General features: G+C 65.4%; 7 protein-coding genes and 1 pseudogene. All 8 read right to left on the bottom strand.

The genetic code is table 11. The features are described 5' to 3' along the window. Positions 1-366: pseudogene (gene aceE / locus K2L43_RS09160) on the bottom strand (pyruvate dehydrogenase (acetyl-transferring), homodimeric type); the annotation flags it as partial. A gap of 76 nt (positions 367-442) precedes the next feature. Continuing rightward, positions 443-1192, bottom strand: a complete 750-nt coding sequence (locus K2L43_RS09155; RefSeq protein WP_220638921.1) for an HAD-IIB family hydrolase — start codon at positions 1190-1192, stop codon at positions 443-445. Then, complete coding sequence (locus K2L43_RS09150; RefSeq protein WP_220638920.1) at positions 1189-3690, bottom strand: heavy metal translocating P-type ATPase; 2502 nt, start codon at positions 3688-3690, stop codon at positions 1189-1191. Before K2L43_RS09150 ends, K2L43_RS09155 begins: the two co-directional genes overlap by 4 nt. Further along, complete coding sequence (locus K2L43_RS09145) at positions 3687-4295, bottom strand: cation transporter (RefSeq protein ID WP_004212885.1); 609 nt, start codon at positions 4293-4295, stop codon at positions 3687-3689. The genes K2L43_RS09150 and K2L43_RS09145 overlap by 4 nt, the downstream gene beginning before the upstream one ends. 233 nt (positions 4296-4528) lie before the next feature. Continuing rightward, positions 4529-6070, bottom strand: coding sequence for an IS91-like element ISPps1 family transposase (locus K2L43_RS09140; RefSeq protein WP_220638919.1), 1542 nt, complete (start codon positions 6068-6070; stop codon positions 4529-4531). A gap of 108 nt (positions 6071-6178) precedes the next feature. Further along, entirely contained in the window at positions 6179-8038 is a 1860-nt protein-coding gene (gene lpdA / locus K2L43_RS09135; RefSeq protein WP_220638918.1) for a dihydrolipoyl dehydrogenase, read from the bottom strand. A 16-nt stretch (positions 8039-8054) separates the two neighbouring features. After that, positions 8055-9740, bottom strand: coding sequence for a dihydrolipoyllysine-residue acetyltransferase (gene aceF, locus K2L43_RS09130; RefSeq protein ID WP_220638917.1), 1686 nt, complete (start codon positions 9738-9740; stop codon positions 8055-8057). Between the two features lie 18 nt (positions 9741-9758). Next, the gene (aceE, locus tag K2L43_RS09125) at positions 9759-12455 is read right to left on the bottom strand and encodes a pyruvate dehydrogenase (acetyl-transferring), homodimeric type (RefSeq protein WP_220638916.1); all 2697 of its coding nucleotides are present in this window, start codon (positions 12453-12455) and stop codon (positions 9759-9761) included. Positions 12456-12513: the final 58 nt, after the last annotated feature.

The following is a 12513-nucleotide window of genomic DNA, read 5'->3' as shown; positions in this document are numbered from 1 at the left end:
TCAGGCGTGCAGGGGGTTGATCTTCTCGGTCTGGAGGCCGTACTTGGCAATCGCCTCGGCCACCTTCTCCTTGGGCAGCTTGCCCTCGTCGGCCAAGGCGCTCAGCGCGGCCACGGTGATGTAGTGGCGGTTGACCTCGAAGTGCTCGCGCAGGCGGTAGCGGAAGTCGCTGCGGCCAAAGCCGTCGGTGCCCAGCACTGTGTAGGAGCGCCCTGCGGGGACGAAGGCGCGGATCTGCTCGGCGTAGTTCTTCATGTAGTCGGTGGACGCCACCACGGGGCCCGGGCGGCCGCCCAGCTGCTGCGCCACGAAGGACACGCGCGGTGTCTCCAGCGGGTGCAGCAGGTTCCAGCGGCCTGCCTGTTCTACGCGATTGCTCCAGATCGGAGGAAATGGGGGAAAGTCTCACCGGGGAAGGCGATGGTTGCGAACATCGGCGATCCTAGCGGTGCAGACATGCGATGATGGCGGTCACGACGGCAGTCGTCTCGGCTACGTCGCGCACCTTCACCGTATCGAGGCCGATTTCAGCAGCAGGATAGTCATTCCCGCCGGGGAAAATCGCATCGCCGATGAACAGCATCGCATCGAGCGGCACGCCGCTTTCGGCACTCAGACGCTTCAGGCCATAGCCTTTGTCGACCCCTGCCCTCGTCACGTCGATCGATGTCGTGCCGCCAAGATTGATCGAGAGGTCCGGCAACGCCGCGCGCAAGGTCGCCTGCAACGCGGTGCGCTTCTTTCGGTCAGGATCCCACGCTTCCTTTTCCTTCAGCGGCGCTGCCTGGCCAAGCCCTGAAAAGGTGATCTGGCTACCCCGATCCTCGATCCGTTCACCCCAGATGCGTTCATCAGCGATCCCGGCATCGACGAGCGCCCGATCGAAAGCCGTGCGGATCTTCGCCCTCTCCGCGTCGTCGAACAACTCGGCATAGACAGCGCGCCAAGCGCCATTGATGAACCGGTAGAGCTTTGTGCCCGTGGTCGGCATCAACCAGAGGCGGTCTAGGGCGGCATCCACAGGAAGGCGTGAAGCAACCTGCTTTTCGAATTGCGGCCAGTCACCGCCCGAGATCACCGCCACGTCGGTGACGGCAAGCAATCGAGCGAGGGTTGCGGCCATCTCCTGTGACAATGGCCGCTTGCTCTCCGCAAGCGTGCCGTCGAGGTCGAAGGCAATCAGCCACTTCATGCCGCCTTCCCCGCCGGATCGCGGTAGGCGAGCAGCCTGAGCGCGTTGATGACGACGAGCAGCGTGGAACCCTCATGGACCGCCACCGCTGGCCCGATGCCGAGGCCGAGGATGGTGGCAGGCACTAGGAAGGCGACAACGCCCAGGCTGACGAAGACGTTCTGTCGGATGATCCCGCGCGTGTGGCGGCTCAGGCCGACCGCGAACGGCAGGTGCGCCAGATCGTCGGCCATCAACGCCACGTCGGCCGTCTCCAGCGCCACGTCCGAGCCGGCTGCACCCATCGCAATGCCGACCGTTGCGCTCGCCATCGCCGGCGCGTCGTTCACGCCATCGCCGACCATCGCCACCTTGTCTTCGCCGGCAAGCTTCTTGATCGCGGCGACCTTGTCTTCCGGCATGAGATCGCCCCATGCCTCGTCGATCCCGACATCGTTGGCGATCGCTTCGGCGACCTTCTGGTGATCGCCGGAGATCATAATCATCCGCGATACGCCCATCTCGTGCAGCCGGCGCAGCGCGGTTTTTGCCGCTTCGCGAGGCGTGTCCATCAGGCCGATCGCGCCCAGGTCGCGATCCCCCTTGCGGACCACCATCGTCGTGCGCCCGTTCTCGCGCAGGCGCGCAATTGCATCCTGCGCCCCCTGCCCAAGGGTCGGAATACCTTCCGTTCCGAACATCTCCGCCTTGCCGATCCACACCGTCTCGCCATCGACGCTTGCGGTGACGCCGCGACCGGTCAGGCTCTTGAGATCGCCGGCAGTGGGCAAGGCGCGCCCATCCAGACGTTCGCGACCGTCCTTGACGATCGCTTGGGCCAGCGGATGATCGCTCAGCGCCTCGACAGCCACGGCCAGCGCCAGCAGCTCGCCTTCATCGGCGCCATCGACCGGCACGACATCAGTGATGCGCGGCCGACCTTCGGTCAGCGTGCCCGTCTTGTCGAAGGCGATCGCCTTCAGCGACCCGAGATTTTCGAGCGGCGCACCGCCCTTCACCAGCACGCCGCCGCGCGCTGCGCGGGCGACGCCCGATAGCACCGCGCTCGGCGTGGCGATCGCGAGCGCGCAAGGGCTTGCCGCCACCAGCACCGCCATCGCGCGGTAGAAGCTGTCGCGGAACGGCTCGTCGACGACGACCCAAGCGAACAGGAGAAGCACCGACAGGATCAGGACGGCGGGCACGAAGATCCGCTCGAACCGGTCGGTGAAGCGCTGCGTCGGCGACTTTTGCGTCTCCGCTTCGCTCACCATCTTGACGACCTTGGCAAGCGCGCTTTCATTGGAACGGCGCGTCACCTCGATCTCGATCGCACCGCCGCCGTTGATCGTACCGGCAAAGACCCGGCTTTCCGCGTCTACCGCATCGGGCTTGGCGCGTGCCGCTGCGGCATCTGCGACCGGCACCTTGTCGACCGGGATGCTTTCACCCGTGACCGGGGCCTGGTTGATCGCGCTGGTGCCCTTGATGACGAAGCCGTCGGCAGGCAGGCGCTCGTTCGGGCGGACGATGGCAATGTCCCCGACGACCATCTGCTCGACCGGGATTTCGCTGGTCTGCCCGCCGCGTCGCACGGTCGCGGTTTCGGGCGCGAGCTTCGCCAGCGCCTCGATCGCCTTCTTGGCGCGGCCCATTGCATAATGCTCAAGCGCATGGCCGAGGCTGAACAGGAACAGCAGCAGCGCACCTTCGGCCCATGCGCCCAGCGCAGCGGCGCCGGCCGCAGCGACCAACATCAGCGTGTCGATCTCGAACTTCTTCATCCGGAGGTTGTCGATCGCCTCGCGCAGCGTGAAGAATCCGCCGAAGAAATAGGCTGCGATATAGCAGGCGGTCGGCAGCCATTCGGGCGCGCCAGCGACCAGCCTCTCGATCGCGTAGCCGATCCCCAGCAGCGCGCCACAGGCGAGCGCGAAGATCAGCTCGGTATTGGGGCCGAGAAATTCGGCGTGGCTATGGTCGTGGCCATCGCCGGGGCCGTGCTTCTCTTCGCCCGCGCCGTGGCCCCCGGGGCCGTGGTCGTGGCCGGCATGTTCATCGGCAGCGACCCGCTTGCCCACCCTCACCTTCAGCTTGCGAAGCGCAGCGCGCACCTCCTCTTCGGTGGTTTCGCGGCGATCATATTCGACCCGGACAGACCCGCTGGTGCTGGCGCTTGCCTGGACCACGCCGGGCAAGGCGCACAGCGCATCGCTGACCGTGCGCGCCCGACGTTCGTGGTTGATCCCCGTCACCTGCCAGATCGCATGGCCGTAGCGCTCGGTGATTTCGGCACCTGCGGCGCGCACCATTTCGCGCAACCGTGGCAGCGGCAGCTTGGCGGCATCGAAATGGATGCACAGCGCCGCTGGCGTGTTGCCGTCGAGACAGATCACATGCGCCCGCTCGACACCTTCGCGCTTTGACAGGGTTGATACGAGACGGTCCAGGCAGGCATCGGCCGCGTCAGGAAGGTCCGGCAACAACACTGGAATGTCGAGTTCGAGCTTGTCGTTCATGACGACCTCCTTTCGCTTTTCTTGGTTTCGGCGCGCGCGTCGCGCAGGATTTCGACACCGCCCTTGATGGCGATGATGGCGGTGGCGAAGCCGACCAGCAGGTCCGGCCAATTGGTACCCAACCACAGCACCAGCACGCCGGCGATCAGGATGCCGCCGTTGGAAATGAAGTCGTTGAAGCTGAAGGTGGTTGCGGCCCGGAGATTGACGTCCGGATCCTTGAGGCGCTGGAGCAGCCGCAGGCAGAGGTAATTCACGACGCCGGCGATCGCGGACATGACCATCATGGTAGGTCCGATGGGCTCGCTGCCCTGCACGTAGCGCCGTCCGACATCGATCAAGATGCCGCCCGCGAAGATCAGCAGCATGACGCCCGAAGCGACCGCGGCGCGTGTCTTCCATGTCTGGCCCCGGGTGAGCGCCACAAGGCTCAGCGCATACACAGCCGTATCGGACAGGTTGTCGACGCCGTTGGCGATCAGCGCGCTCGAGTCCGCGAAGAAGCCGGAAACGAAGAAGCCCGCAGCGATCGCCGCGTTCAGCAGCAGGACGATCCACAGTGTGCGGCGCTCCTGCCCGCCATTGTTGTCGTTGCCCGGGATCATCCCATCATCTCCTCAAGTGTCAGCAGGGCCAGGAAGCCGACGAAAACGGATAGGAAATTCAACCGCATGAGGCCAAGTATGGCACGAGTTTTGGGCCTCGAAACACGTTCGGCCAAGGAAGGTTGAGCGCTCGCTTGCCGCTCAATGGCAAGAGCTTGGGAGGCAGTATGCATTTGGGCCTGGCGCGCGCGCAGCTGCTTCCCCGCAGCGATGGATACCGCCGCTTCACTGGGTCACCAATTGACGCGCTGGTCTACCTCGTCGGGTTGAGCTGCCAGATCCCAATCCGGCTCGCCTTGCGCACCATCATCCACCGGCGCGTCGCAGCCCTCCCACAGCGGTGGCCCGCGTGCCGGGGTGATGTGCGGGGGGGCAGACTCCACCCCGATGTGGTTCAGGATGTGGCGGATTTCGGCGCTGTGGGTGATGAAGGCAATGATGCGCATCTGTCCACCGCACATGGGGCACAGCAGCGGAAATGCCTCGTAGATGCGGGCAATCAGCACCGCCCACAAGTAATGCGCCGCTCGCTTCGGGCGTGCTTCAGGTTCGGGTGTGGGTGTGGCCGCGTTGCCCGGCGCCGCCACCCCAGGTACGCCCGCGCCAGGTTGTGCAGTCTCCACCGTGGCTGGTTGCGACGCAGCAGGCTGAGCCAGCGCCGTTACCGCCGCTCTCAGCGGCGAGTTTGGTGCCAGCACACCAAAGTAGCGGTGCCGGTGGGTGCGTGGCGGTGGCACCAGCGCGGCGATGCGGTCGATCAGTTCCAGCGGTGTGAGGTGCAGCTCATCTGCCTTGGCACCACGCTTGTCACTGGTGGGCTCGCTGCGCTGTTTGGCACAGCGGTACACCAGTTTGCTTCCCTCTTTGCGTAGGCGCTCCATGGAAAACGGTGGACGCGCGCAATAGCGCAGCAGCCGCTCCAGCGCAGCGCGGTCGTGGGCTTCGATGCACACCCCCGCATCCACCGAGAAGCCGCTGTGTTTGTAGCCCAGCATGTCTTTGGCGTCACAGTTCTCCAGCAGGCCCCGAGCAACGAAGGCGCGCAGGATGCGTTTTTGCAGTGTGGTCTGCACTGGGGCCACGGTAGCCGCATCGATGCCGGTGGCCGCGTGAAAGATGACACCCGGCGATGAGATTCGAGGGGTCGCATCAGCATCGCCCTCCACTTCCTCAAACACCCCGTCCACCACACAAACGTGGAAGTGGACGTGTTCATTGAGGCTGGAGCCGAATCGGTGAATGAAGGCGATGGCACCGATGTGCAGGCCTGCCTTGTCCATATGGGCCGCACCGGGGCTGTGGGTCTGCAGAGTTTGTGCGATCACCCGCAGAAAGATGCGCAGCACCATGCTCAGCACCGCTCCGTCGCGCTGCATGAAGTAACGAAGCCGCTTGGGAACCGACAGCACCCACTGGCGCACCGGCAGGCGGGGGAATACGTGATCGTTCAGGTGCGCTGCTGTCTCCACCATGCGCCGGGTGGTGCACGAGGGGCAGACTCCCCGGCCTTTGCAGGAGAAGGCTACAAAGTAGTCGTGCCCACAGTCGCCGCAGCGAGCGCGGGCAAAGCCATGGGCAAAGATGCCGCACTCAAGATACTTGGCAAACGCTTTGCGCACGAAGGGCTTGGGGGTGTGGTGGTCGCCCTGTCCGTCGAACTGACCCGCGCTGGCCAACTCTAGCCAGGTCTCGTGGTGCTCGGCTACCGTTTGGTAGAGCAGCGTGCGTTCGGGGTGGCGTGGGTTGTAGAGCTTGGGCTTGGAAGTGGCTGACATGAATACTGTACAAATGCACAGCATTCTGCGGCGATTGTTTGGGTACGCAAAGCACAAGGCCCGAACCGTCGCCAGTTCGGGCCTTGTCAGGGTAGCTTGGCTGCGGACTTACTTGCGCGCAGGCGGCACATCCGTGCAGCTGCCATGCGCCACTTCCGCCGCCATGCCGATGCTCTCGCCCAGCGTGGGGTGCGGGTGGATGGTCTTGCCGATGTCCACCGCGTCGGCGCCCATCTCGATGGCCAGGGCGATCTCGCCGATCATGTCGCCCGCGTGGGTACCGACCATGCCACCGCCCAGAATCTTGCCGTGGCCATGGGCCTCGGGCGAATCATCAAACAGGAGCTTGGTGAAGCCTTCGTCACGCCCATTGGCAATGGCGCGGCCCGAGGCGGCCCAGGGGAACAGGCCCTTCTTGACCCTGATGCCTTGGGCCTTGGCCTGATCCTCGGTCAGTCCCACCCAGGCGACTTCGGGATCGGTGTAGGCCACGCTGGGGATCACGCGGGCGTTGAAGGCGGCGCTGGCCAGTTCCTTGTTGCCCTGCAATTCACCGGCGATAACTTCTGCCGCCACATGCGCCTCGTGCACCGCCTTGTGCGCCAGCATGGGCTGGCCCACGATGTCGCCGATGGCGAAGATGTGCGGCACGTTGGTGCGCATCTGGATGTCGACGTTGATGAAGCCGCGGTCCGTCACGGCGACACCGGCCTTGTCGGCGGCGATCTTCTTGCCGTTGGGCGTGCGGCCCACGGCCTGCAGCACCAGGTCGTACACCTGGGGCTCGGGCACCGCGACGCCGTCCTTGGCGGGCGCGAAGCTTACCTTGATACCTTCGGGCGTGGCCTCGGCGGCCACGGTCTTGGTATTCAGCATCACGTTGTCGAAACGGTGCTGGTTCATCTTCTGCCATACCTTGACCAGGTCGCGGTCAGCGCCCTGCATCAGGCCGTCCAGCATCTCCACCACGTCCAGGCGCGCGCCCAGCGTGCTGTACACCGTGCCCATTTCCAGGCCGATGATGCCGCCGCCCAGAATCAGCATGCGTTTGGGCACGCCCTGCAGCGCCAGCGCGCCGGTGGAATCCACCACGCGCGGATCGTCGGGCATGAACGGCAGGCGCACGGCCTGGCTGCCGGCGGCGATGATGGCGCGCTTGAACGCCACCACCTTCTTGGCGCCGGTCTTGTCCTGGCTGGTGCCGGTGGTTTCCTCCACCTCCAGGTGGTTGGCGCCGACGAAGTGGCCGTAGCCGCGCAGCACGGTCACCTTGCGCATCTTGGCCATCTGCGCCAGCCCGCCGGTCAGCTTGCCGATGACCTTTTCCTTGTGGCCGCGCAGGGTGTCGATGTGGACCTGCGGCGCGCCGAAGTCGATGCCGGCGCTCTTCAGGTGGCTCACCTCGTCCATCACCGCCGCCACGTGCAGCAGCGCCTTGGAGGGAATGCAGCCCACGTTCAGGCACACGCCGCCCAGGGTGGCGTAGCGCTCGACCAGCACCACGTTCAGGCCCAGGTCGGCCGCGCGGAAGGCGGCGCTGTAACCGCCGGGGCCGCCGCCCAGCACCAGCACATCGCACTCCACGTCGGCACTGCCGCCGAAGCTGGCTGCTTCGGTTTTAGGAGCTGCTGGCGCTTGAACAGCGTGCGCTGGAGCCGGTTTTGACTCAGATGGCGGTGCGCTGGGTGTGCTCGCCGCGGCAGGGGCCGCAGCCGGCGCCGCCGCACCCTGCGCCACTTCCAGCGTCAGCAGCACGGAGCCCTCGGCCACCTTGTCGCCCAGCTTGACCTTGAGCTCCTTGACCACGCCGGCGTGGCTGCTGGGAATCTCCATGGAGGCCTTGTCGGACTCCACGGTGACCAGGCTCTGCTCGGCCCGGATGGTGTCGCCCGGCTGCACCAGCACTTCGATCACGCCCACCTCGGCGAAGTCGCCGATGTCGGGCACCTTGATGTCGATGATTGCCATATGTTGTGCTCCGTCCTTACAGCAGGATGCGGCGGTAGTCCGCCAACACTTGGCCCAGGTAGGCGTTGAAGCGCGCGGCAGAGGCGCCGTCGATCACGCGGTGGTCGTACGACAGGCTCAGCGGCAGCGTGAGGCGCGGCACGAACTGCTGGCCGTCCCACACGGGCTTCATCTGGCTCTTGGACAGGCCGAGGATGGCCACCTCGGGCGCATTGATGATGGGGGTGAAATGCGTGCCGCCAATGCCGCCCAGCGAGCTGATCGACATGCTGCCGCCCTGCATGTCGGCCGCACCCAGCTTGCCGTCGCGGGCCTTCTTGGCCAGCTCGGCCATCTCGGCGCTGATCTGCAGGATGCCCTTCTTGTCGGCATCTTTCAGCACGGGCACCACCAGGCCGTTGGGCGTGTCGGCCGCAAAGCCGATGTGGAAGTACTGCTTGTAGACCAGCGCGTCGCCGTCCAGGCTGGCGTTGAACTCGGGGAACTTCTTCAGCGCCGCGACCACGGCCTTGATGACGAAGGCCAGCATGGTGACCTTGACGCCGCTCTTCTCGTTCTCCTTGTTGGTGGAGACGCGGAAGGCTTCCAGCTCGGTGATGTCGGCCTCGTCGTTATTGGTGACGTGGGGAATCATCACCCAGTTGCGCGACAGGTTGGCGCCGCTGATCTTCTTGATGCGCGACAGCTCCTTGCGCTCGACGGGGCCGAACTTGGCAAAGTCCACCTTGGGCCACGGCAGCAGGTCCAGGCCCACCCCAGAGCCACCCGCAGCGGGCGCCTTGCTGCCCTGCGCCTGGGTCTGCAGCGCACCGCTCATCACCTGGCGCGTGAAGGCCGCCACATCGTCCTGCGTGATGCGGCCCTTGATGCCCGTGCCCTTGACCTCCGCCAGCGGTACACCCAGTTCGCGGGCGAACTTGCGCACCGAGGGGCTGGCGTGCGGCAGGCCCGGCGTGGGCGTCGAGGGCTGGTGGGCAGGCACGGGCGCCGTTGCCGTTGCCGCAGCTGGTGCGGGCGCGGAGGCCTGAGCCGCCACGGGCGCGGCAGCGGCCGGAGCAGAAGCGGCCGCTGGTGTAGCAGCCTGCGCCGGGGCGGCGGCAGGTGCAGGGGCGGCACCTTCAAGCACCGCCACGAGGTCGCCCACGTTGATCTTGTCGCCGATCTTGACCTTGAGCTCCTTGAGAACGCCGGCGGCGGGCGAAGGGATCTCCATCGAGGCCTTGTCGGACTCCACGGTGAACAGCGACTGCTCCACCTTGACCGCGTCGCCGGGCTGGACCAGCAATTCGATCACGGCGACGTCCTTGAAGTCACCGATGTCGGGCACACGCACCTCAACCGCGCCACCACCCGCAGCAGGGGCGGCGGGTGCAGCAGGCGCGACCGGCGCTTGCGTTTCGATAGCTGCCGGCGCTTGTGCGGCGGGCGCTGGAGCCGGTTTTTCATCAGAAGCAGCCGCTTCGCCCGCGGCCTCCAGCACGGCGATCACGCTGCCTTGCTTGACCTTGTCGCCCAGCTGGACCTTGAGTTCCTTGACCACACCCGCGTGGCTCGACGGGATTTCCATCGAGGCCTTGTCGGACTCCACGGTGATCAGCGACTGCTCGGCCTTCACCGTGTCGCCCACTTTGACCAGCAGCTCGATCACGCCGACCTCGTCGAAGTCGCCGATGTCGGGAACCTGGATGTTTACCAATGCCATTGTCTTGTCTCCCGGTCTTCAGGCGTGCAGGGGGTTGATCTTCTCGGTCTGGAGGCCGTACTTGGCAATCGCCTCGGCCACCTTCTCCTTGGGCAGCTTGCCCTCGTCGGCCAAGGCGCTCAGCGCGGCCACGGTGATGTAGTGGCGGTTGACCTCGAAGTGCTCGCGCAGGCGGTAGCGGAAGTCGCTGCGGCCAAAGCCGTCGGTACCCAGCACGGTGTAGGAGCGCCCATCGGGAATGAAGGCGCGGATCTGCTCGGCGTAGTTCTTCATGTAGTCGGTCGAGGCGACCACGGGGCCCGGGCGGCCGCCCAGCTGCTGCGCCACGAAGGACACGCGCGGTGTCTCCAGCGGGTGCAGCAGGTTCCAGCGCGCCACGTCCTGGCCCTCGCGGGTCAGCTCGTTGAAGCTGGTGCAGCTCCACACGTCGGCCTGCACGCCCCAGTCGGCGGCGAGCAGCTTCTGCGCCTCGATCGACTCGCGCAGGATCGAGCCCGAACCCAGCAGCTGCACGCGCTTGTCGCCGTCCGCGCCGGCCTTGCACAGGTACATGCCCTTGATGATCTGCTCTTCCGTGCCCGGCTGCAGGCCCGGCATGGCGTAGTTCTCGTTGAGCAGCGTGATGTAGTAGTAGACGTTTTCCTGCTTCTCCACCATGCGCTTCAGGCCGTCCTGCATGATGACCGCCACCTCGTGCGCGAAGGTCGGGTCGTAGCTCACGCAGTTGGGAATGGTGTTGGCCAGGATGTGGCTGTGGCCGTCCTCGTGCTGCAGGCCTTCGCCGTTGAGCGTGGTGCGACCGCTGGTGCCACCCAGCAAGAAGCCGCGCGCCTGCATGTCGCCCGCGGCCCAGGCGAAGTCGCCAAAGCGCTGGAAGCCGAACATCGAGTAGTACACGTAGAACGGGATCATGATGCGGTTGTTCGTCGAATACGACGTCGCCGCAGCGATCCACGAGCACATGCCGCCCGCCTCGTTGATGCCCTCCTGAAGAATCTGACCGGCCTTGTCTTCCTTGTAGTACATCACCTGGTCGCGGTCGACCGGGGTGTAGAGCTGGCCCTTGGGGTTGTAGATGCCAATCTGGCGGAACAATCCCTCCATGCCGAAGGTACGCGCCTCATCCACCAGGATGGGCACCACGCGCGGACCCAGGGCCTTGTCGCGCAGCAGCTGCGTGAGAAAGCGCACGTAGGCCTGGGTGGTGGAGATCTCGCGGCCCTCCGCGGTGGGCTCCAGCACGGCCTTGAAGGTCTCCAGCGCCGGCACGGTGAAACTCTCGTCGGCGTGCGTGCGACGCTGCGGCAGGTAGCCGCCCAGGGCCTTGCGGCGCTCGTGCAGGTACTTCATTTCCGGCGTGTCGTCGGCCGGCTTGTAGTAGGGCAGCTTGTCCAGCTCGCTGTCGGGGATCGGGATGTTGAAGCGGTCGCGGATGTACTTGATGTCCTCGTCCGACAGCTTCTTGGTTTGGTGCACGGTGTTCTTGCCCTCACCGGCCTTGCCCATGCCATAGCCCTTGACGGTCTTGACCAGCAACACCGTGGGCTGACCCTGGTGTTCATTGGCCGCATGGAAGGCGGCATACACCTTCTCGGGCTCGTGACCACCGCGGCGCAGTTCCCAGATTTCGTCGTCGCTCAGGTGCTCCACGAGCTTGGCCGTCTCGGGGTACCTGCCAAAGAAATGCTTGCGGATATACGCACCGTCCATGGCGCGGTAGGTCTGGTAGTCGCCGTCCAGCGTCTCCATCATCAGCTGCTTGAGCTTGCCGCTCTTGTCGCGCGCCAGCAGCTCGTCCCAGCCCTTGCCCCACAGCAGCTTGATGACATGCCAGCCCGCACCGCGGAAGTCACCCTCCAGCTCCTGGATGATCTTGCCGTTGCCGCGCACCGGGCCGTCCAGGCGCTGCAGGTTGCAGTTGATAACGAAGATCAGGTTGTCCAGGTTTTCACGTGCGGCCAGGCTGATCGCGCCTTTGCTCTCGGGCTCGTCCATCTCGCCGTCGCCCAGGAAGATCCAGACCTTGCGGTTCTCGGTATTGGCGATACCGCGGGCATGCAGGTACTTGAGAAAGCGCGCCTGGTAGATGGCCATCATCGGCCCCAGGCCCATGGACACCGTGGGGAACTGCCAGAAGCCCGGCATCAGCTTGGGGTGCGGGTAGCTGGACAGGCCCTTGCCGCCCACTTCCTGGCGGAAGTTTTCGAGCTGGTCCTCGGTGATGCGGCCTTCCAGGTAGGCGCGGGCGTAGATGCCGGGCGCGCTGTGGCCCTGGAAATAGATGCAGTCGCCGCCGTGGCTCTCGCTCTCGGCATGCCAGAAGTGGTTGAAGCCCGCGCCCCACATGGAGGCCAGCGAAGCGAAGGAGCCGATGTGGCCGCCCAGGTCGCCGCCGTCATGCGGATGCAGGCGGTTGGCGCGCACCACCATGGCCATGGCATTCCAGCGCATGTAGGCGCGCAGGCGCTTCTCGATGGCGATATTGCCGGGGCAGCGGGCCTCCTGGTCCGGCTCGATGGTGTTCACGTATCCCGTATTGGCGGAGAACGGCAGGTCAATACTGCTCTGGCGCGCCTGCTCCAGCAATTGCTCCAGCAGGAAGTGGGCACGCTCCGGCCCCTCCTTGTCGATCACTGCCGACAGCGCGTCCAGCCATTCGCGGGTTTCCTGTTGGTCGATGTCGGTAGCGGTCAGGACTTTGGTCGGATCAGACATACCTGTCTCCTTGATTCAGTGGCAATAACGGTAATACGGGCGCGAGTTTCGCACAAAT

This window comes from Diaphorobacter sp. MNS-0, from assembly GCF_019602835.1.
GTDB lineage: Bacteria > Pseudomonadota > Gammaproteobacteria > Burkholderiales > Burkholderiaceae_C > Diaphorobacter > Diaphorobacter nitroreducens.
Note: the sequence above shows the minus strand (reverse complement) of the source record. Positions and strands in the feature narration are given on the sequence as shown.

Coding starts and splice junctions, on each gene's coding strand:
- K2L43_RS09150 (WP_220638920.1), bottom strand. CDS start 3,690: ATGAACGACAAGCTCGAACTCGACATTCCAGTGTTGTTGCCGGACCTT.
- K2L43_RS09140 (WP_220638919.1), bottom strand. CDS start 6,070: ATGTCAGCCACTTCCAAGCCCAAGCTCTACAACCCACGCCACCCCGAA.
- aceF (WP_220638917.1), bottom strand. CDS start 9,740: ATGGCATTGGTAAACATCCAGGTTCCCGACATCGGCGACTTCGACGAG.
- K2L43_RS09145 (WP_004212885.1), bottom strand. CDS start 4,295: ATGATCCCGGGCAACGACAACAATGGCGGGCAGGAGCGCCGCACACTG.
- lpdA (WP_220638918.1), bottom strand. CDS start 8,038: ATGGCAATCATCGACATCAAGGTGCCCGACATCGGCGACTTCGCCGAG.
- K2L43_RS09155 (WP_220638921.1), bottom strand. CDS start 1,192: ATGAAGTGGCTGATTGCCTTCGACCTCGACGGCACGCTTGCGGAGAGC.
- aceE (WP_220638916.1), bottom strand. CDS start 12,455: ATGTCTGATCCGACCAAAGTCCTGACCGCTACCGACATCGACCAACAG.